The 19,157-nt window shown below is 62.4% G+C and carries 18 protein-coding genes and 1 riboswitch; of the genes, 12 read left to right on the top strand and 6 right to left on the bottom strand.

From position 1 onward, the window contains the following. Nucleotides 1–52 precede the first annotated feature (52 nt). Nucleotides 53–1,030: a LysR family transcriptional regulator gene (locus VWY75_RS03710; protein WP_416535528.1), complete on the top strand. Its 978-nt coding sequence runs from the start codon at nt 53–55 to the stop codon at nt 1,028–1,030. An 87-nt stretch (nt 1,031–1,117) separates the two neighbouring features. On the opposite strand, the gene uraH is transcribed toward VWY75_RS03710, so the two are convergent. Beyond that, complete coding sequence (gene uraH / locus VWY75_RS03715; protein WP_340544551.1) at nt 1,118–1,489, bottom strand: hydroxyisourate hydrolase; 372 nt, start codon at nt 1,487–1,489, stop codon at nt 1,118–1,120. Nucleotides 1,490–1,644: 155 nt separating this feature from the next. Between uraH and puuE the strand changes: the two genes are divergently transcribed. The 3 genes from puuE (at nt 1,645) to VWY75_RS03730 (ending at nt 5,138) form a co-directional block, all read left to right on the top strand. Continuing rightward, nucleotides 1,645–3,060 (top strand): allantoinase PuuE, encoded by a 1,416-nt coding sequence (gene puuE, locus VWY75_RS03720; protein WP_416537293.1) that lies wholly within the window; start codon nt 1,645–1,647, stop codon nt 3,058–3,060. A gap of 28 nt (nt 3,061–3,088) precedes the next feature. Next, nucleotides 3,089–3,574, top strand: a complete 486-nt coding sequence (locus VWY75_RS03725) for an ureidoglycolate lyase (RefSeq protein WP_340546280.1) — start codon at nt 3,089–3,091, stop codon at nt 3,572–3,574. A gap of 136 nt (nt 3,575–3,710) precedes the next feature. Further along, nucleotides 3,711–5,138 (top strand): uracil-xanthine permease family protein, encoded by a 1,428-nt coding sequence (locus VWY75_RS03730; RefSeq protein ID WP_416537294.1) that lies wholly within the window; start codon nt 3,711–3,713, stop codon nt 5,136–5,138. An 85-nt stretch (nt 5,139–5,223) separates the two neighbouring features. On the opposite strand, the gene VWY75_RS03735 is transcribed toward VWY75_RS03730, so the two are convergent. From VWY75_RS03735 to VWY75_RS03750, 4 genes are all read right to left on the bottom strand, one after another. Continuing rightward, nucleotides 5,224–6,213, bottom strand: coding sequence for a type I glyceraldehyde-3-phosphate dehydrogenase (locus VWY75_RS03735; RefSeq protein WP_416536326.1), 990 nt, complete (start codon nt 6,211–6,213; stop codon nt 5,224–5,226). Nucleotides 6,214–6,358: 145 nt separating this feature from the next. Then, nucleotides 6,359–6,847 (bottom strand): hypothetical protein, encoded by a 489-nt coding sequence (locus tag VWY75_RS03740; protein ID WP_416537295.1) that lies wholly within the window; start codon nt 6,845–6,847, stop codon nt 6,359–6,361. A gap of 117 nt (nt 6,848–6,964) precedes the next feature. Beyond that, entirely contained in the window at nt 6,965–7,795 is an 831-nt protein-coding gene (locus VWY75_RS03745; RefSeq protein ID WP_416537296.1) for a bifunctional allantoicase/(S)-ureidoglycine aminohydrolase, read from the bottom strand. A 114-nt stretch (nt 7,796–7,909) separates the two neighbouring features. Beyond that, nucleotides 7,910–8,680: an IclR family transcriptional regulator gene (locus VWY75_RS03750; RefSeq protein WP_340544559.1), complete on the bottom strand. Its 771-nt coding sequence runs from the start codon at nt 8,678–8,680 to the stop codon at nt 7,910–7,912. Between the two features lie 406 nt (nt 8,681–9,086). Between VWY75_RS03750 and VWY75_RS03755 the strand changes: the two genes are divergently transcribed. The 8 genes from VWY75_RS03755 to queF all read left to right on the top strand — a co-directional run bounded on the left by VWY75_RS03755 (nt 9,087) and on the right by queF (nt 18,395). Continuing rightward, on the top strand, nt 9,087–10,538 hold the full coding sequence (locus VWY75_RS03755; protein ID WP_416536329.1) for a glutamine synthetase family protein: 1,452 nt from the start codon (nt 9,087–9,089) through the stop codon (nt 10,536–10,538). A gap of 223 nt (nt 10,539–10,761) precedes the next feature. Continuing rightward, a riboswitch (glycine riboswitch) is annotated at nt 10,762–10,842 on the top strand. A 295-nt stretch (nt 10,843–11,137) separates the two neighbouring features. Beyond that, nucleotides 11,138–11,500 carry a glycine cleavage system protein GcvH gene (gcvH, locus tag VWY75_RS03760; RefSeq protein WP_340544561.1) on the top strand — a complete coding sequence of 121 codons (363 nt, stop codon included), beginning with the start codon at nt 11,138–11,140 and terminating at the stop codon, nt 11,498–11,500. A 142-nt stretch (nt 11,501–11,642) separates the two neighbouring features. Beyond that, nucleotides 11,643–14,492, top strand: coding sequence for an aminomethyl-transferring glycine dehydrogenase (gcvP, locus tag VWY75_RS03765; RefSeq protein WP_416537297.1), 2,850 nt, complete (start codon nt 11,643–11,645; stop codon nt 14,490–14,492). Nucleotides 14,493–14,635: 143 nt separating this feature from the next. After that, on the top strand, nt 14,636–15,874 hold the full coding sequence (locus tag VWY75_RS03770) for an acyl-CoA dehydrogenase family protein (RefSeq protein ID WP_340544563.1): 1,239 nt from the start codon (nt 14,636–14,638) through the stop codon (nt 15,872–15,874). A gap of 274 nt (nt 15,875–16,148) precedes the next feature. Next, the gene (queC, locus tag VWY75_RS03775; protein ID WP_416537298.1) at nt 16,149–16,847 is read left to right on the top strand and encodes a 7-cyano-7-deazaguanine synthase QueC; all 699 of its coding nucleotides are present in this window, start codon (nt 16,149–16,151) and stop codon (nt 16,845–16,847) included. After that, on the top strand, nt 16,847–17,200 hold the full coding sequence (gene queD / locus VWY75_RS03780; protein WP_260075073.1) for a 6-carboxytetrahydropterin synthase QueD: 354 nt from the start codon (nt 16,847–16,849) through the stop codon (nt 17,198–17,200). The genes queC and queD overlap by 1 nt, the downstream gene beginning before the upstream one ends. After that, nucleotides 17,197–17,904 (top strand): 7-carboxy-7-deazaguanine synthase QueE, encoded by a 708-nt coding sequence (gene queE / locus VWY75_RS03785; protein ID WP_340546281.1) that lies wholly within the window; start codon nt 17,197–17,199, stop codon nt 17,902–17,904. Before queD ends, queE begins: the two co-directional genes overlap by 4 nt. A gap of 26 nt (nt 17,905–17,930) precedes the next feature. Beyond that, complete coding sequence (gene queF, locus VWY75_RS03790; protein WP_340544567.1) at nt 17,931–18,395, top strand: preQ(1) synthase; 465 nt, start codon at nt 17,931–17,933, stop codon at nt 18,393–18,395. A gap of 55 nt (nt 18,396–18,450) precedes the next feature. Here queF and VWY75_RS03795 read toward each other — a convergent pair whose 3' ends face one another. Further along, nucleotides 18,451–19,122, bottom strand: coding sequence for a PAS domain-containing protein (locus tag VWY75_RS03795; RefSeq protein WP_416537299.1), 672 nt, complete (start codon nt 19,120–19,122; stop codon nt 18,451–18,453). Nucleotides 19,123–19,157 lie beyond the last annotated feature (35 nt).

A 19,157-nucleotide genomic window follows, 5' to 3' on the forward strand; every position in this document is an offset into this window, starting at 1 on the left:
CATATACTGCCAAACTGTATCAAAAAATCTGGAACAATCGCAGGCCTCTGTCATGTCTTACCTCGACAATATCCGCACCTTCGTTCGGGTCTATGAACTGGGCTCGATGTCGGCCGCAGGGCGCGACCTCAGGGTGTCGCCTGCAGTCACCTCGGCGCGGATCTCGCAGCTGGAGGAATACCTCGGCGTGCGGCTGTTCCAGCGCACCACTCGCAATCTCACCGCAACCGAGCAGGGGCGAGCCTTCTATGACGGGGCGGTTGCGGTATTGGATGCGGTGGATCTGGCGGAGGCCAGGGTGATGCATCTGACCGATACCCCGCGCGGCACCCTGTTTGTGGCGGCACCTCTGGGGCTGGGTCGGCGGCTGCTGGCGCCGCAGACGCCGGAATTCCTGGCCACCTACCCGGAGATCAACCTGCGTCTGCGGCTGTCGGACCGTGCGGTGGATCTGACCAGCGAGGGGCTGGATCTGGCATTCTTCCTGGGCCAGCCAGAGGACAGCAACCTGCGCATTCGCAAGATTGCGGATTGCCAGCGGGTGCTCTGCGCCGCGCCCGCCTATGTCGCGCGGCGCGGGTTGCCCGCAGATGGTGACGCGCTGCTGCGGGATGGGCATAATTGTCTGAACCTGCGCTACCCCGGCGCCAGCGAGTTTCAGTGGCTGTTGCAGACCGGCGATGGCCCGCGCCGTTTTGCGGTGAGCGGGCGCTACGAATGCGATGATGGCGATGTGCTGACCGATTGGGCGCTGGCAGGGGAGGGCGTGATCCTGAAACCCCTCTTCGAGGTTGCCGAGCATCTGGCGGCAGGACGTCTGGTGCCGGTCGCCGAGGCCACGCCACCGGTGCCCGTCCAGCTGGCCTGTCTTTATACCCATCGCCGCCATCAGGATCCGAAGACCAGATTGTTCATGGAATATATGACCGCGCGGCTGGCCTCAGTGCTGCGTGTCGATGGGCTGCGTGTCGATGGCGCGCAACCGGGGCGTGCTGCCGACCCCGCGCAGGCAGGAACGCCCGAGACCTGAGCGACCCGCAGCAGCTCCCGCCCGCCCCGGCGCTCCTGTCGGAGCGCCGTGTCCGTTGGGCATGGCCGCGCCAGGGCGCGGCAGCGCTCAGCTGCCGCGATAGGTGGAATAGCCGAAAGGCGACAGCAGCAAGGGCACGTGGTAATGCGCGCTCTCATCGGTGATGCCAAAGCGGATCGGAATTTCGTCCAGAAACAGCATCTCGCCGGAGGCCTGGCCATTGGTGCGCAGGTATTCCCCGGCCTCGAACACCAGCTCGTAGAGACCGGTCACAAAATCCTTCTTCGGCAGGATCGGACTGTCGGTCCGCCCATCGGCATTTGTCAGCATCTGCGCGATCTCGGTGCGCCCGCCTGCATCCAGCCGGTACAGCCGGATCGGCAGTCCGGCGGCGGGGCAGCCGCGCGCGGTGTCCAGCACATGTGTGGTGAGATACCCGGGCTCTGTCCTTGTGCTCATTCTTAAGTCCTCCTGCTATGGGGCTACCTCTGCCTGATGGCGGCGGGGCCTGCAAACCTGTGCAATCTGATAGTGTATTCGGGAAAATTTGAAAGATAGCCGTGATCTTCTGCCATAGTAATGACCTGGAGTTGTTTGAAAAGAGGCCCCCGGCAATGAACAGATACCCCCGCAACATGATCGGATATGGCGCGACGCCGCCCGATGCAGCCTGGCCCGGCAATGCCAAGGTCGCGGTGCAGTTCGTGTTGAACTATGAAGAGGGCGGGGAGAACAATATCCTGCATGGTGATGCGGGGTCGGAGGCGTTTCTGTCTGACATCGCCGGGGCGGCGCCCTGGCCAGGACAGCGGCACTGGAACATGGAATCGATCTACGACTACGGCGCCCGCGCCGGGTTCTGGCGGCTGCATCGCATGTTCACCGCTGTGGATATCCCGGTCACCATCTATGGTGTCGCCAGCGCATTGGCGCGCTCTCCCGAACAGGTCGCGGCGATGAAGGCTGCGCAGTGGGAGATCGCGTCACACGGGCTGAAATGGGTCGAACACAAGGATATGGCAGAGGCCGACGAACGCGCCGCCATTGCCGAGGCGATCCGCCTGCATACCGAGGTGGTCGGAGAGCGCCCGCGTGGCTGGTACACTGGCCGGTGCAGTGAAAACACCGTGCGTCTGGTGGCTGAGGAGGGCGGCTTTGACTATATCTCGGACACCTACGACGATGATCTGCCCTATTGGCTGGAGGTCGGCGAACGCGATCAGCTGATCATCCCCTATACGCTGGAAGCCAACGACATGCGCTTTGCCACCGCACCCGGCTACATCACTGGCGAACAGTTCTATCGGTATCTCAAGGACGCCTTTGACCTGCTCTATGCTGAGGGTGAAGAAGGTGCGCCGAAAATGATGTCGATCGGGCTGCATTGCCGCCTGATCGGCCGCCCCGGCAAGGCAGCGGGGCTGAAACGGTTTATCGACTATATCCGGGGGTTCGACGGGGTCTGGTGCCCGCGCCGCATTGATATCGCCGATCATTGGGCGAAAACCCATCCACATCAGCGCCGTGAACGCCCCAGCCAGATGAGCCGCGCGCGATTTGTCGAGGCCTATGGCGGGATCTTTGAACACTCCCCCTGGCTTGCCGAACAGGCGCATGGTCTGGAACTGGGACCAGCCCATGACCGCGCGGCGGGGCTGCATAATGCGCTGTGCCGGATGTTCCGCTCTGCCAGCGAGGCGGAGCGGTTGGGCGTGCTGACAGCGCACCCGGATCTGGCAGGCAAGCTGGCCGCCGCCAAACGTCTCACGGCGGAGAGCACCAGCGAGCAGGCCTCCGCCGGGCTGGATGCGCTGACTGATGCGGAACGCACACGGTTTACGCAATTGAACAGCGCCTATGTGGAAAAACACGGCTTTCCCTTCATCATTGCGGTGCGCGACCACGATAAGACGTCGATTCTTGCAGCATTTGAACGGCGTATCGCCAATGATCGCGACAGCGAATTTGCCGAAGCCTGTCGGCAGGTCGAACGTATCGCCGAGTTCCGCCTGCGGGATGTGCTGCCGTGAGGGACTGCCAGCTATGCCGGAGACCGCGATGAAGATGCTTGAGATCCAGCCGATCACAGCCGAGGGCTTTGCCCCCTTTGGCGATCTGATCGACTGCACCGGAGCGCCGGACAAGATCATCAATCAGGGGCTCTGCGGACGGTATCACGATCGGGCCACCATGGAGTTCAGCGCCGGTCGTGCGGGTCTCAGCCTGTTCAACGCCGAGCCGCGTGAACTGCCGATGCCCCTGCGGATGGTCGAGCGCCACCCGGACGGCAGTCAGGCCTTCATCCCGATGAGTGAAACCGGATTTCTGGTGATCGTCGCCCCGGATCGCGGTGGTGTGCCGGGACTGCCGCTTGCCTTTGAAACGCAACCCGGACAGGCGATCAACTTCCACCGGGGCACCTGGCACGGGGTGCTGACGCCCCTGACGGCGCCGGGCCTGTTTGCCGTGGTGGATCGGATCGGAGAGGGCGCCAATCTGGAAGAACACTGGTTTGAAAGCCCCTATCAGGTGATCCGACCCTGATCTGACAATCAAAGGCGCAGCGACCCAGCGGGTCTTGCGCCTTTTTCTTTCGCAACAGGCACTCCGCCAAATGAGAGTGTCATCACAACACCGACCAAGACCAACAGAATAAGCAACAACAGAGAGGACCAGATCCATGGCCGATGGCTCAATCGGAACGCCGGCGCAGCTGCGCGATCCCAATTACACTCCACCGCTGGCAAAGGCTGTGCCACTGGGCATCCAGCATGTGCTGGCCATGTTTGTCTCAAATGTCACCCCGGCGATCATCGTGGCCGGGGCGGCGGGATTTGGCTTTGGCTCTAATTCCCCCGATTTTCCCGAACTGCTCTATCTGATCCAGATGTCGATGCTGTTTGCCGGGGCGGCGACGCTGCTGCAAACACTGACCATCGGGCCGGTTGGTGCGGCGCTGCCGATTGTGCAGGGCACCAGTTTTGCCTTCTTGCCGATCATGATCCCGCTGGTCGCGGGCAAGGGGGTTGATGCGCTGGCGGCGCTGTTCGGCGGGGTGCTGATCGGCGGGCTGTTTCATGCCGCATTGGGGCTGGTGATCGGGCGTATTCGCTTTGCCCTGCCGCCGCTGGTCACCGGGCTGGTGGTCACCATGATCGGTCTGGCGCTGGTCAAGGTCGGCATTCAATATGCCGCCGGAGGCGTGCCAGCGATCGGGACACCGGAATATGGCTCGCTGCTGAACTGGTCGGCAGCGCTGGTGGTGATCATCGTCACCCTGGGTCTGAAGTTCTTTGCCCGCGGGATGCTGTCGATCTCGGCGGTGCTGCTCGGGCTGATTGTCGGCTATCTCTATGCGATGATGATGGGCATGGTCACGGTCGAGGCCATTGGCACCAGCTGGTCGCGCGCCAGCGCCTTTGCGCTGCCGATGCCGTTCAAATACGGGATCGAGTTTTCCTTTGCCGCGATTGTCGGCTTTTGCCTGATGGGGCTGGTATCGGCGGTTGAAACCGTGGGCGATGTCAGCGGTATCGCCCGTGGCGGTGCAGGCCGGGAAGCCACCGACAAGGAGATTTCCGGTGCCACCTATGCGGACGGTTTCGGCTCGGCGCTGGCGGGCGTGTTTGGCGGGTTGCCCAATACCTCCTTCAGCCAGAACGTGGGCCTGATCGCCATGACCGGCGTCATGAGCCGTCATGTGGTCACCATCGGCGCGCTGTTCCTGATCCTCTGCGGGCTGGTCCCGAAGGTTGGCGCGATCATCCGCACCATTCCGATTGAGGTGCTGGGAGGCGGTGTCATCGTCATGTTCGGCATGGTGGTGGCTGCTGGTATTTCGATGCTGTCGGATGTCGACTGGAACCGCCGCAATATGGTGATCTTTGCCATTTCCCTCTCCATCGGATTGGGGCTGCAGCTGGAACCGGGTGCGGTGCAGCACCTGCCGGATACGCTGCGGGTCCTGATGACCTCGGGCTTGCTGCCGGCGGCGCTCATTGCAGTTGTGCTCAATCTGGTGCTGCCGCAGGAGCTTGCCAGCGAGGCCACGGAAGAGGTCTCTGGCGGCCTGTCAGGACAGGGGCGCGGCAGCCTGCCGGGCGAGTAACCGCAGCTCTTGAGTGTGCAACGAACAGGGGCCGCAGCAGATATGCGCGGCCCCTTTGTTCATGGTCGCAGACAGTCGCCTCTTTTCAGCTCTGCCCTGCCATCAGCGCGGCCATATCCAGCATTCGCGCGGAAAATCCCCATTCATTGTCATACCAGCCAAACACCCGCAGCTGGTGATTGCCGATCCGACGGGTTTCCGGTCCGGCAAGGACCAGCGATTCAGCTCGGGCACGCAGATCGGATGAGACCAGCGGCTGCTCGGTCCATCCCAGAACCTGCGAAGCCTCGATCGCAGTGCGCAGGGTGGTATCGGCGAAGTCTGCCGCCATCGGGTGGCTGGTCCTGACCACCAGATCCACCGCAGACACGCTGGCGGTTGGCACTCGCACCGCAGCACCACTGATGCGACCAGCCAGATGCGGCAGTACCTCGTCGATCAGATGGGTGGCAGAAGTCGTGGTTGGCACCATCGACAGCGCCCCGGCACGGGAGCGGGCAAAATCGCCGCGCGGTGCGTCCACCATCGGCTGCGAATTGGTGTAGCAGTGGATCGTGGTCATATGGGCGCTGTCGATGCCCAGCAGCATGTCCAGCAGCTTGACCAGCGGGGCCAGCCCGTTGGTGGTGCAGGAGGCATTGGAGATGATCGCGCCATCGCCCAGATCGGCCTCGTTTGCGCCCAGCACAATCGTGCGTTCGGCGGCGGGCGAGGGGCCGGAGATCAGCACCTTGCGCGCCCCGGCCGTCAGCCCCCGTCCCGCCACATCCGATGTTCGCGCGATGCCGGTGCATTCCAGCACCACATCGACGCCTGTGAGATCCAGCGTGCTGAGGTCGGCTGTCTGGTGGAACCGGATCACCCGGTCGGCAATCCGCAGGTTGTTGCCCTCGATCGCAACCGCGTCGGGATAGGGGCCAAAGGTGCTATCGTATTGAAACAGATAGGCGCACATGTCCAAGGGTGCGATATCGTTGATGCAGACCAGCTCAATCCCGGCACCGCGCGGCGTCGTCAGGATCTGGCGCAGAATAGCGCGGCCGATGCGGCCGAATCCGTTGATTGCAAGTTTCATGGCCAAGCTATGACAGGGCGCGGCGCGCGGCTCAATCCGCTAGAGCGGCAATCCTGCTCCGGTTTCGGTCACAATTTCCCGCGCGGTGTTTCAAATCGACGCCTGTGCCGCGGGGCGGGGCCACGCGAACCACGGCGGAGTGCGCCTAGGGGCAGGCCAACTGTGCGAAATACGTCCCATTGATGGAGCGCACCATCGTCTCGACCCGGGCCCGGCACCCGGTTGCAGCGTGAAAGGCGCGCACGGCCTGCCGCGCTGTCAGTACCGCAGGCGGGCGAAACGGCTGTAGCTCCGCGTTCTGGCGCTGCGCCATGTAGCGTCCCGTCGCGCTGCCGGTGTTGCGACCTGTGTCTGTCACCTCCGGGGCCACATGCCAGCTGCGCCCCAGCACATTGACCACGGTCACCTGTGTCTCCGGTTCGGTGCCAGCATCAGCCGGACCCGGCAGGGTGAGCAGCAACGGTCCCGTCACCACGGCAAAGGCGATGCCAGTCATCTTGCGGCCAGCGGCCCTGCGCGGGGCGGCGGCAGCGGCGGCGATGGTTGCCGGACGACCCGCACGGGTGCTCAGCACCGCCAGCAGGCTCATCAGCCCCAGCGCAAGACCTGTGAACACGATAGATATGATCGACATTGGCGCAGGCTCCATGGCTGACCTCGCGGGGCGAGATCGACCCGCGAGACTGTCTTGCAACATGTCACTTACCTTAGCGCAGCTGTGCGTTCTGGCAATGGCGATGCGCCGCCTTGGTTAGCGCGGTGGGCTTAGTGGCATGTGCCGGTTGACGTCCTTGTATAGCAGGTAACGGAAGCGTCCCGGTCCCCCGGCATAGCAGGCCTGCGGGCAGAAGGCGCGCAGCCACATGAAATCACCGGCCTCAACTTCGACCCAATCCTGGTTAAGGCGGTAGACGGCCTTGCCCTCCAGAACATAGAGCCCGTGTTCCATCACATGGGTCTCGGGGAAAGGGATGACGCCGCCCGGTTCAAAGGTCACGATAGTGACATGCATGTCATGCGACAGATCTGCCGGATCGACAAAACGGGTGGTGGTCCAGCGACCCTCGGTGTCGGGCATGACGCTGGGGGCAATGTCGCGCTCGTTGGTGACCAGAACTGCGGGTTTCTCGACGCCGGGCGCCGGTTCCCAGCGTTTGCGGATCCAGTGAAACCCTGCTGTGCTGTCGCTGCTGTTGTGCAGGGTCCAGGCCGCCCCGGCCGGGATATAGGCATAGCCGCCCGGTTCCAGGTGATGCGCGACGCCATCGACGGTCAGATCCAGCTTGCCCTCCGTCACGAACAGCACGGATTGCGCGGCGCTGTCATGTTCGGGACTGTCGGAGCCGCCATCCGGTTGCAGCTCAACGATATATTGCGAGAACGTCTCGGCAAAGCCACTCAGGGGGCGGGCGATGACCCACATCCGCATCCCCTGCCAGCCCGGCAGATATGAGGTGGTGATATCGCGCATTGTGCCCTTGGGGATGACGGCATAGGCATCGGTGAACATGGCGCGGTCGGTCAGCAGCTGCTCCTGACCGGGGTGGCCTCCCTTGGGGGTGAAATAACGCGGCGCGGTCATCGGCGATCCTTTCGTGATGGGTGCCGTATTTATGCGGGCTTGCCGATGGGGGTCCAAGAGGGGCGCTGCGGATAACATCCTTCGCGAAATTTTGAATATCGGATGCGGGCAGCGTTACAGATCTGCCAGCGCCTGGCTCTGGCGCAGCTCCGCCGCGCAGAGCTGCAACGCGCGCAGCGAGATTTCGGTGTCCTGTGCCGGGTTCATCCCCCGCGGGGACGAACTGCCAACCACGATAGGCCGTTGATCGGGGCGCGATACCGGCACGGCGTAACCGATGATCCCGGTTTCGAACTCACTGTCGGTCACCGCATAGCCCCGCTGCCGCGCGGTGCGCACCCGGTCGAGGATTTGATCCACCTCGGTCAGGGATTGCTCGGTGTGGCGGGGGATATCCGCCGTCGCCAACGTTTCGGCAGCCGCGTCGTCCGACAGGCAGCCCATCAGCATCCGCCCCAGGCTGGTATGGACCAGCGGGATATGAGCGCCGGCGGTAAACCCATAGGTGACCGGTGCATGTTCGACCGTGGATTGCGCCAGCAGCAACACCCGCCCCTGATCCAGCGTCGCAAGCGTAATCTCAGCGCCAAGGCTGCGGGCATGGCGGTTCAGCACCGGCTGCACCTTGCGGCCAAACTGATTGGCCTGAAGAAACCCGCCGGACAGCGCCAGCACCTGCGGCGTCAGCGACAGGACCCGGCCCTGCTGGCGCAGATACCCGGCCTGTACAAGCGTCAGCGCCCCGCGTCGCGCCGTGGCGCGATCCTGACCGGTGCGCCGTGCGATATCTGCCAGCGTCAGCGTCGGAGTAGCCGCGTCAAACGCCGCCAGAACAGCCAGCCCCTTGGCAAAGCTTGAGGAAATATTACGGTCTTGTTCACTCATCTTCTCATCCAAAAAATACTTGTCAGCGCGCCTGCTTGCACCGGGGGAGGGGATCAAATGGATCGTATCCCGGTAGCACCGACCGCAGATCGAACAAGGTACGGCCCGTGTCCGCATCGGTCTGAAACATCATCGGTGTTCTGTAGGTGCCCCTGCCTCCGTCACCCTGGGTTGTCTGTCAGTTCCAGTCTTCGGCCCTGCGCTGTGCCCTGCGTTCAATTCGCAGCTTTATGTGCCTCGCCTCTGATAAGAGACTGGACCTGAACTAGTTTTTTAGTTCAAGCTTAAATTATCCAGTTGCATAACAAAAACATTGCAAAGGGTGTGATATGGGGAAGACCGACGCAACGTCATGAGCGGCGGGGCACATATCGAAGGCGTGGACAGAAGAAGGTCAGATCACAAGATGACGACGTCACTCATCAAGGGGGCGCTTGCGCGCAAGGGGTTGCTGACAGAGCAGGCCTGTCACGCGGGCGAGGCGGTGCTGGCGCAATGCGAAGCCGCTCGCGTGGAAACCGTGCGCGTCCTCTTTGCCGATCAACACGGCATTCTGCGGGGTAAGACGCTGGTCGCCGCCGGTCTGAGGTCGCTGTTTGAGCAGGGAATCGCGGTGCCGTCGACACTGTTGCTGAAGGATACCGCCCATCGCACCGCCTTCCCGGTGTGGAGCGAAAACCCCGAGGAGGTTGTGACGCCGATGCAGGGCGCCAGCGATGTGCTGCTGGTGCCGCGCCCGGAGACCTTTCGCGTGCTGCCATGGTCCCCACATTCGGCCTGGATCTTCTGTCATGTCGCGTTCCACGATGGCGACGTCGTCCCATTCGGATCGGCCTATGTGCTGGAACGGGCGGTGGAGACATTGGCAGAACAGGGGCTGAAGACCGTGGTCGGGCTGGAGGTTGAATTCCAGATCTTCGAACGTGTGGACCCGGCGCTGGGCCATGCGCAGCAGGGGATGCCCGGGGCTCCGATCGAAACCCGGAACCTCATTCAGGGCTACCAGTATCTCACCGAAACCCGCTACGGCGAGGCCGAGGCGATTCTGGACAGGTTGCGACGCAATGCGCAGGCGCTTGGCCTGCCGGTGCGCACTGTCGAGATCGAGATGGGTCCGAGCCAGTTCGAGTTCACCTTCGATCCGGCCGATCCGATGACGCAGGCGGACGCGATGGTGATGTTCCGCACCATGGTCAAGGAAGTCTGTGCCGCTCAGGGATTACACGCCAGTTTCATGGCCAAGCCGCGGCAGGATCACGCGATGGCCAATGGCTGGCACATCCATCAGTCGCTGATAGATCCCAGCACCGGGCGCAATCTGTTCATGCCCGAGGTTGAGGGCGAGCTGACGGAAGAGGCCAGTGGCTGGATCGCCGGGCTGCTCGCCCATGCCGAGGCGGCCTCGCTGCTGGTTGCCCCTACGGTCAATAGCTACAAAAGGTATCTGCCATACCAGCTGGCGCCCAACCGGATACAATGGGGAGAGGACAATCGCGGCGCCATGCTGCGCGGCCTGATGCGCCCCGGCGACCTCTCCAGCCGGATCGAGAATCGCGCGCCCGACAGCAGTGCCAATCCTTATTTCGCGCTGGCCGCGCAGATCATCGCGGGCAGCGAGGGGCTGGCCTCCGGGCGACGCGCGCCGCCGCCCACGGCATCGCCCTATTCCGACGACGCGCAAAAGCTGCCGCGCTCGCTTGGACAGGCGTTGCAGGCCTTCAGCGGATCCGACCTGTTTCGCATCGCTCTGGGGGGCGATGTGGTCGACTATCTCGCCCATCTGAAAGAGGTCGAATGGTCCCGCTACCTCGATACCGTCAGCGAATGGGAGCAGGCTGAATACTTTAACCTTTACTGATGTTTGACCGGTTCCGGCAGGGCCGTTGCGCGGTCGGTCGGCGGTGCCTGATTGCAGCGGTTCAAATGCGTTCGAGACCGCGATTGCAGCTTGAACGAGACATCCGTTATTGGTACCGTATACAGGCGTATGCGGGAGAACCATTGCAGCAGGAATTGCCTGCCGACACTGGTGCCGAAGGAGCAACCGCCCCGGAAACTCTCAGGCCAAAGGGACCGTAAACGTGACGTACTCTGGAGAGACCCTGATCACACCAGGGCGCCGAAGGGATAACGATCTCAGGCAAAGGGACAGAGGGGGCATCACATTGCGCAGGTTCTGCCTGCGTGACGATTGGATGCCGGGACCATGCCATCATTCCTGATCGGACCGGCCCTGAACTCATGGGATGGATCGGCATGACTGCTGAGACCAGGCAAATAGGAACGATACCGGCGCCAGTCGGGCTGGCCGGGGCAGTTCCCTGCGGGCGGTGCTTGGCTCCGGCGGCTCGTGCCATGCCTGTGATGCCGCAGATTTTGACACCCAAACCGCAGCCGTCCACCAGGGCGCGCTGCCATAAGCGCTGAGATCGGCGCGATCTCCAAAGGAAGAGACTGATGAAATACACCGAAGAACACGAATGGCTGCTGGCCGAGAGCGATGATCTGATCACGGTGGGCATCACAACCCACGCGGCAGAGCAGCTGGGCGATGTGGTCTTTGTGGAACTGCCCGAGGTCGGCACCGAAGTCTCCAAGGATGATGAAATCGTGGTCATCGAATCCGTAAAGGCAGCCTCCGATATCCTGGCGCCGCTGGACGGCGAGATCGTCGAGGTGAACGACGCCCTGATCGACAACCCCGGCAAGATCAACGAAGACCCTCAGGGCGACGCCTGGTTCTTCAAGATCAAGCCGTCCGATCTGTCCCCGATGGACGATTACATGGATGAAGCCGGCTACAAGGACTTCATCGGCTGATCCTTGCACCCCGCCTGCGCCATTCCGCGCGGCGGGGTTTTTTGATCGCTGTTCCCGCACCTATCGCGGTGCCAATCCGCACCACCGGGCCAGCCCGCAGCATTCCGCTGCCTTAACCTCCTGTTGCTGAAGAGGGCGACACATGTCTTTTGAACCCACGGACTATCTGCCGTATGACTTTGCCAACCGCCGCCATATCGGCCCGTCTCCCGAAGAGATGGACGACATGCTTGCCGTGGTTGGCGCCGAGAGCCTGGATGCGCTGATTGACGAAACGGTGCCTGCCACCATCCGTCAGGCCGCCGCGCTGGAGTTTGGCCGTCCTCTGTCGGAACGCGAGCTGCTGCATCACATGCGTGAGGTCGCAGGCAAGAACGTTCTGAAAACCTCGCTGATCGGGCAGGGCTACCACGGCACCGTGACCCCACCCGCCATTCAGCGCAATATTCTGGAAAACCCGGCCTGGTACACCGCCTACACGCCTTATCAGCCCGAAATCTCCCAGGGACGTCTTGAGGCGCTGTTGAACTTCCAGACCATGATCTCGGATCTGACCGGCCTGGAAATCGCCAATGCCTCGCTTCTGGACGAGGCCACAGCCTGCGCTGAGGCAATGACCGTCGCGCAGCGGGTCGCCAAATCGAAGGCCAAGGCGTTTTTTGTCGACCGCGATTGTCACCCGCAGAACATTGCCGTGATCCAGACCCGCGCCGAGCCGCTGGGGATCGAGGTCATCGTCGGCAACCCCGACAAGCTGGAGGCGGATAAGGTCTTTGGCGCTATCTTCCAATACCCCGGCACCTACGGTCATGTGCGCGATTTCACCGACCACATCGCGCAGCTGCACGCGCATAAGGCCATCGGCATCGTTGCAGCCGACCCGCTGTCGCTGACGCTGCTGAAAGAGCCGGGTGCCATGGGTGCCGATATCGCTGTCGGCTCGACCCAGCGCTTTGGCGTGCCGGTGGGCGCAGGCGGTCCGCATGCGGCCTATATGGCGACCAAGGATGCTTACAAACGCTCGATCCCCGGCCGGATTGTCGGCGTCTCGGTCGATGCGCATGGCAACCGCGCCTATCGCCTGTCGCTACAGACCCGTGAACAGCACATCCGCCGCGAAAAGGCGACCTCCAACGTCTGTACTGCACAGGCTCTGCTGGCGGTGATGGCGTCGATGTACGCGGTCTTCCACGGCCCCAAGGGGCTGAAAGCCATCGCGCAGCGCATCCATCGTAAGACCGTGCGTCTGGCCCGTGGGCTGGAAGGGGCAGGGTTCAGCGTTGATCCCCGATCCTTCTTCGACACGATCACCGTTGATGTGGGGCCGCTGCAATCGGCGGTGCTGAAATCGGCGGTGGACGAGGGGCTGAACCTGCGCCGCGTTGGCGAAACCCGCGTTGGTATCACATTGGATGAGGTCACCCGTTCTGAGACCATCGAAGCGGTCTGGCGCGCCTTTGGCATTCGCCGCAAGGACGATGACTTCACCCATGAATACCGCGTGCCGGAAAACATGCACCGCACGTCTGACTATCTGACGCATCCGATCTTCCACATGAACCGGGCCGAAACCGAGATGATGCGCTACATGCGCCGCCTCGCGGATCGTGATCTGGCGCTGGATCGGGCGATGATCCCGCTTGGCTCCTGCACGATGAAGCTCAATGCCGCCGCCGAGATGATGCCGCTCAGCTGGCCGGAGTTCGCCAATATCCACCCCTTTGCCCCTGCCGATCAGATGCAGGGCTATGCAGAGATGGTCAGCGATCTGTCCGAGAAACTGTGCCAGATCACCGGCTATGATGCGATCTCCATGCAGCCCAACTCCGGCGCGCAGGGGGAATACGCGGGCCTTCTGTCCATTGCGGCCTATCACCGTGCCAACGGTCAGGGCCACCGCAACATCTGTCTGATCCCGATGTCGGCCCATGGCACCAACCCGGCCTCCGCCCAGATGGTGGGGTGGAAGGTTGTCGTGGTGAAATCCGCAGAAAACGGCGATATCGACCTCGAGGATTTCCGCGAAAAGGCGGAGAAACACGCCGAAAACCTTGCAGGCTGCATGATCACCTACCCCTCGACCCACGGCGTGTTCGAGGAAACCGTGCATGAGGTCTGCAAAATTACCCATGATCACGGCGGTCAGGTTTATATCGACGGTGCCAATATGAACGCCATGGTGGGCCTGTCCCGTCCCGGCGATCTGGGCGGCGATGTGAGCCACCTAAACCTGCACAAGACCTTTGCCATTCCCCACGGTGGTGGTGGCCCCGGCATGGGACCGATTGGCGTGAAGGCGCATCTGCAACCGCATCTGCCCGGCCACCCAGAAACCGGCGGTCAGGAAGGGCCGGTCTCGGCTGCGCCTTTCGGGTCGGCCTCTATCCTGACCATCAGCTGGGCCTATTGCCTGATGATGGGTGGTGCGGGCCTGACGCAGGCGACAAAGGTGGCGATCCTCAACGCCAACTACATCGCCAAACGTCTCGAAGGCGCCTATGACGTACTCTACAAGGGGCCGACAGGCCGCGTTGCGCATGAGTGTATTCTGGACACCCGCCCGTTTGAGGCCAGCGCGAACGTCACCGTGGACGATGTGGCCAAGCGACTGATCGACAGCGGTTTCCACGCACCCACCATGTCCTGGCCCGTCGCGGGCACCCTGATGGTGGAACCCACCGAGTCTGAGACCAAGGCCGAGCTGGACCGCTTCTGCGAGGCCATGCTGTCGATCCGCGAGGAAATCCGCGCAGTTGAGGCAGGCGAAATGGATGCGGAGAATAACGCATTGAAAAACGCGCCTCACACGATGGAAGATCTCGTTAAGGACTGGGATCGCCCCTATTCCCGCGAACAGGGCTGCTTCCCTCCGGGCGCGTTCCGGGTCGACAAATACTGGCCGCCGGTCAACCGCGTCGACAATGCTTACGGTGACCGCCATCTGGTCTGCACCTGCCCACCGATGGAAGACTACGCCGAGGCGGCAGAGTAACCGCTTGCGAAACGGGCCCTTCGGGGCCCGTTTTTCTGTCCTGCGATGCCTATCCATCTGTGACGTCCCGTCACGCGGCTGGACAGCGGCACAACCCCCGCGCCATGCTGCCGCCAAGGGAAACAACACAAAGAGGCGCCGGGATGGACATGAACTTGGGTATGCGCAGCGAAAACCGCGCGCTTCTGGATCGGGTGGCGGCGATGATCCGCGACGAGATCATGCCGATGGAGGCCGAGTATCACGCCGAGATCGGCAAGGGGGATCGCTGGCAATACACCGACCGGCAGGCCGAAATCCTCGAAGGCCTGAAAGCCAAGGCCAAGGCCGACGGCCTGTGGAATTTCTGGCTCACCGACAGTGACAAGGGCTTTGGCCTCTCGACCGTCGAATATGCTTACTTTGCTGAGGAAATGGGAAAAACCCCGCTGGGGGCAGAGGTCTTCAACTGCTCCGCGCCCGACACCGGCAATATGGAAGTGTTTGAGCGCTACGGCACCGAGGCGATGAAACAGCAATGGCTGGCGCCGCTCCTTCAGGGCGAGATCCGCTCGGCCTATCTGATGACGGAGCCGGATGTCGCCAGCTCGGACGCCACCAATATTGCCATGTCCTGCCTGCGCGACGGCGATGACTATGTGCTGAACGGCGAAAAATGGTGGGCCTCAGGCGCAGGGGATCCGCGCTGCAAGGTCTATATCGTCATGGTGCGCACCGGCGGCGACGAGCTGCCCAAACACAAGCGCCAGTCGATGATCGTGGTGCCTGCGGATGCACCGGGGATCGAGGTGTTGCGCCCGATGGAGGTCTACGGTCACGATGACGCCCCCCACGGCCATATGCACATCCGCTTCTCAGACGTGCGTGTGCCTGCTGAAAACATGCTGCTGGGCGAGGGGCGCGGATTTGAAATCGCGCAGGGCCGTCTTGGGCCGGGGCGCATTCACCATTGTATGCGCGCCATCGGCCAGGCCGAAAGCGCGCTGGAACAGCTCTGCCGCCGCTCGCTGCGCCGCGAGGCCTTTGGCAAGCCGCTGGCCCAGCTTGGTGCCAACTACGATATCATCGCCGAATGCCGGATGGAGATCGAAATGGCCCGGCTCCTCTGTCTCAAGGCGGCATGGTACATGGATCAGGGCGATGCACGCGCCGCAGCACCCTGGATCAGCCAGATCAAGGTGGTTGCCCCCCGTGTCGCGTTGAAGGTGATCGACGAGGCGGTGCAGATGCACGGAGGGCAGGGCATCAGCCAGGACACGCCGCTGGCGCAGGCCTGGACCCATGTGCGCACCCTGCGCCTTGCCGATGGGCCGGATGCGGTGCACCGCAGGCAGGTCGCCCGCGCCGAGCTGAAAGCCTACAGTCAGGAGAATCTGGGTTAACGCTTGTCCCCCAATCCGGGCTGAGCGGCGAGGCTCCGACCAAAAAAATAGGCCTCCAGAAATAGTCAGGCGCGCTCCCGGTGGAGGGCGCCTTTCTCATGTTAAGCCCAATGCGTTGAAAGAATGAGATTTCACCGCGTGAACTGGTCAGATCATCGGCTGATCTGACGTCGCGGAAAAATACTGTGGATATCTTGCCGTAGTTAACGGCAGTCGCTATACGCACGCCTTTCCGGTCGCAGCCTACCCGGATATCAAAACAAGGACTGAAAACTTGAAAACACTTGTCATCTGCTCGGGCGGATTGGATTCGGTATCCCTCGCCCATGTGCTCGCTGCCAAAGGGCAGCTGTCGCGCCTTGTCTCGTTCGACTACGGACAGCGCCATCGCAAGGAACTCGACTATGCTGCCGCCTGCGCAGAGCGGCTCGGGGTTCCCCACGAGATCATTGATATGCGTTCGATCGGCGCGGCACTCAGCGGCTCTGCCCTGACAGACGATATTGATGTGCCGGACGGGCACTACGCCGAAGAGACCATGAAGGTTACGGTGGTGCCCAACCGCAATGCCATCATGCTAACCATTGCCTACGGGATTGCCGCCGCCAAGGGCGACACGGCTGTGGCAACGGCGGTGCATGGCGGCGATCACTTCATTTACCCGGACTGCCGCCCGGCCTTCACCGATGCTTTTGACGCGATGCAGCGCATGGCGCTGGACGGCTATGCCGATGTGGCGCTGGTGACACCGTTCGTGCATCGCTCCAAAGGCGACATCGTCACCGCAGGTGCGGCGGTGAACACGCCCTTTGCCGAGACCTGGTCCTGCTACAAGGGTGGCGAACATCATTGCGGGCGCTGCGGCACCTGCGTTGAACGCCGTGAGGCCTTCGATCTGGCAGGCGTTGAGGATCCGACAGTCTACGCGGACCCCGATTTCTGGCGGACAGCCATCAAGGAAGGGGCCGCCTGATGTTCCGCATTACCAAGGAGTTCCACTTCTCCGCTTCACATCAGCTGACCCATCTGCCAGCCGATCACCAATGCGCGCGGCTGCATGGGCATAATTACATCGTCGTGGTCGAACTGGCCGGCGCCAAGCTGAACAGCGACGGTTTTGTCCGCGATTATCACGAGCTGGCACCGCTGAAGAATTACATCGACGGCAGCTTTGATCATCGCCATCTGAACGATGTGATGGACGGCCCCTCGACCGCCGAGAACATGGCCCGTCATTTCTACGAATGGTGTGTCGCGCGCTGGCCCGAAACCGCTGCGGTGCGGGTATCGGAGACGCCGAAAACATGGGCCGAGTACCGACCATGAGCCTGCGCATTGCCGAAATCTTCGGACCTACGATCCAGGGAGAAGGCGCCCTGATCGGGGAGCCAACCGTCTTTGTCCGCACTGGCGGCTGCGATTACCGATGCAGCTGGTGCGACAGTCTCCACGCGGTTGACAGCAAATACCGCGAGACCTGGATCCCGATGACCACAAGCGATGTCTGGGCAGAGGTCACGCAGCTCAGCGGCGGCCAGCCGCTGACCGTCTCGCTCTCGGGTGGCAACCCGGCCATTCAGGACTTTGCCGAGCTGATCGCACGCGGAAAGGCCGAGGGCTATCGCTTTGCCTGCGAGACGCAGGGCTCGATCAACCAGCCCTGGTTTGCCCAGCTGGACACGCTGGTGCTCAGCCCGAAACCACCCTCCAGCGGCCATAAGGTGGATTGGCAGAAATTTGACCACTGCCTTCAGGCTGCAAAGGGGTGCGGGCAAACCGTGGTAAAGATCGTGATCTTCGACGACCGGGATTATGACTGGGCGCGGGCCGTTGCAAAACGCCTGCCGGACCTGCCGCTCTACCTGCAACCCGGCAACCCGGAGGTGGACCCGGATAAACCGGTGGACCTGACCGCCGCCACGGAACGTCTGCAATGGCTGATTGAAAAGGTAACCGGAGACCGCTGGTTTACCCCCCGTGTGCTGCCACAGCTTCATGTGCTGGTCTGGGGCAACAAGCGCGGTGTCTAGGCCGAGAGACCTGAGGAGAAAAGAAGATGAGTGACGATATCTACAAGGATCTGAAACAGCTGGGCGGCGCGACCGTAATGCCCAGCAACCCCGACGAAGCAGAGCTGGAGCGGGTGCAGAACCCGCAGGCCGACGTCGCCTACAACGTGCGCTTCACCGCGCCGGAGTTCACATCACTCTGCCCGATGACCGGCCAGCCCGATTTTGCCCATCTGGTCATCGACTACGTGCCGGGTAAATGGCTGGTCGAGAGCAAATCGCTCAAGCTGTTTCTGGGGTCCTTCCGCAACCACGGCGCCTTCCACGAAGATTGCACCGTGTCCATTGCGCGTCGGCTGGCCGATTACCTTGAGCCGCAGTGGCTGCGGATCGGCGGCTATTGGTACCCGCGTGGCGGCATTCCGATTGATGTCTTCTGGCAGACCGGACCGCTGCCGGAGGGCGTCTGGATCCCGGATCAGGGCGTGCCGCCCTATCGCGGTCGCGGCTGAAAACGTCGCTCTGGCCGTCAGCCGACGGCCTGATCACTGAATGCGGGCCGGGTCGTCAGGCCTGGCTCGCCCGCGGTCCCAGCAGCGGATCGCGGGCCATGGCGGCGGCATCGACATCCTGCGGTTCCGCTCCCAGAAGATTGCCGCGACGGCGATTGAAGTAGAGATCAATCCGGCTGTAGAGCGTGTTGCGGCGCATCTCCAGACAGCGCATCAGCGCCTTGCGGGCATAGTCCAGCAGCTCATCTTTCTGATCCTGAAGGCCAATCACTTCCTCGGCCCGGTTCGATCCACCATCGGCGGCTCTCCCTGCCTCAGCTTGCGGCGCGCCAGCATCCTCGCGGTTGGCCGTCGGCGGCGGTGATGATGACAGCTGCGGCGACAGCGGAAAGTGACAGCCCAGCAGGACCACATTGCCCGGTGAAACGGTGATCGGGTCGATATAGGTCAGACATTCAAAGGGCTCGCCCTCGGCATTGTAGTTCCACAGCGTTTGCGACCCGCGTCTGCACATATCGCGGGCGTGTTTCAGCTGGCTCACCGAACTTTCCTGAACCGCAGGGCCCTGGAACAGCGGACACGGCCGGTCGATCACATCCTGCGCCCGGTAACCCGTCGCCTGTTCAAAGGCCCGGTTGACAAAAACCAGCTCCAGCTCCTCGGCTTCGGGATTGATCAGCGACAGCGGCAACGTGGAATGCCGCAGCAAAGTACCAAGAAGTTCCATCTCTTTTTCCACGTCATCACCCACCGATTAAGCAT

This window comes from Phaeobacter sp. JH20_08, from assembly GCF_048056635.1.
GTDB classification, from domain to species: domain Bacteria; phylum Pseudomonadota; class Alphaproteobacteria; order Rhodobacterales; family Rhodobacteraceae; genus Phaeobacter; species Phaeobacter bryozoorum.

Bases quoted from the DNA above. Each gene is read 5' to 3' on its own strand.
- VWY75_RS03710 (WP_416535528.1), top strand. From the start codon at position 53: ATGTCTTACCTCGACAATATCCGCACCTTCGTTCGGGTCTATGAACTG.
- VWY75_RS03740 (WP_416537295.1), bottom strand. From the start codon at position 6,847: ATGTCGATCATATCTATCGTGTTCACAGGTCTTGCGCTGGGGCTGATG.
- VWY75_RS03745 (WP_416537296.1), bottom strand. From the start codon at position 7,795: ATGACCGCGCCGCGTTATTTCACCCCCAAGGGAGGCCACCCCGGTCAG.
- VWY75_RS03735 (WP_416536326.1), bottom strand. From the start codon at position 6,213: ATGAAACTTGCAATCAACGGATTCGGCCGCATCGGCCGCGCTATTCTG.
- VWY75_RS03730 (WP_416537294.1), top strand. From the start codon at position 3,711: ATGGCCGATGGCTCAATCGGAACGCCGGCGCAGCTGCGCGATCCCAAT.
- uraH (WP_340544551.1), bottom strand. From the start codon at position 1,489: ATGAGCACAAGGACAGAGCCCGGGTATCTCACCACACATGTGCTGGAC.
- VWY75_RS03750 (WP_340544559.1), bottom strand. From the start codon at position 8,680: ATGAGTGAACAAGACCGTAATATTTCCTCAAGCTTTGCCAAGGGGCTG.
- queE (WP_340546281.1), top strand. From the start codon at position 17,197: ATGAGCCTGCGCATTGCCGAAATCTTCGGACCTACGATCCAGGGAGAA.
- VWY75_RS03725 (WP_340546280.1), top strand. From the start codon at position 3,089: ATGAAGATGCTTGAGATCCAGCCGATCACAGCCGAGGGCTTTGCCCCC.
- VWY75_RS03795 (WP_416537299.1), bottom strand. From the start codon at position 19,122: ATGGAACTTCTTGGTACTTTGCTGCGGCATTCCACGTTGCCGCTGTCG.
- VWY75_RS03755 (WP_416536329.1), top strand. From the start codon at position 9,087: ATGACGACGTCACTCATCAAGGGGGCGCTTGCGCGCAAGGGGTTGCTG.
- VWY75_RS03770 (WP_340544563.1), top strand. From the start codon at position 14,636: ATGGACATGAACTTGGGTATGCGCAGCGAAAACCGCGCGCTTCTGGAT.
- gcvP (WP_416537297.1), top strand. From the start codon at position 11,643: ATGTCTTTTGAACCCACGGACTATCTGCCGTATGACTTTGCCAACCGC.
- gcvH (WP_340544561.1), top strand. From the start codon at position 11,138: ATGAAATACACCGAAGAACACGAATGGCTGCTGGCCGAGAGCGATGAT.
- queF (WP_340544567.1), top strand. From the start codon at position 17,931: ATGAGTGACGATATCTACAAGGATCTGAAACAGCTGGGCGGCGCGACC.
- puuE (WP_416537293.1), top strand. From the start codon at position 1,645: ATGAACAGATACCCCCGCAACATGATCGGATATGGCGCGACGCCGCCC.
- queD (WP_260075073.1), top strand. From the start codon at position 16,847: ATGTTCCGCATTACCAAGGAGTTCCACTTCTCCGCTTCACATCAGCTG.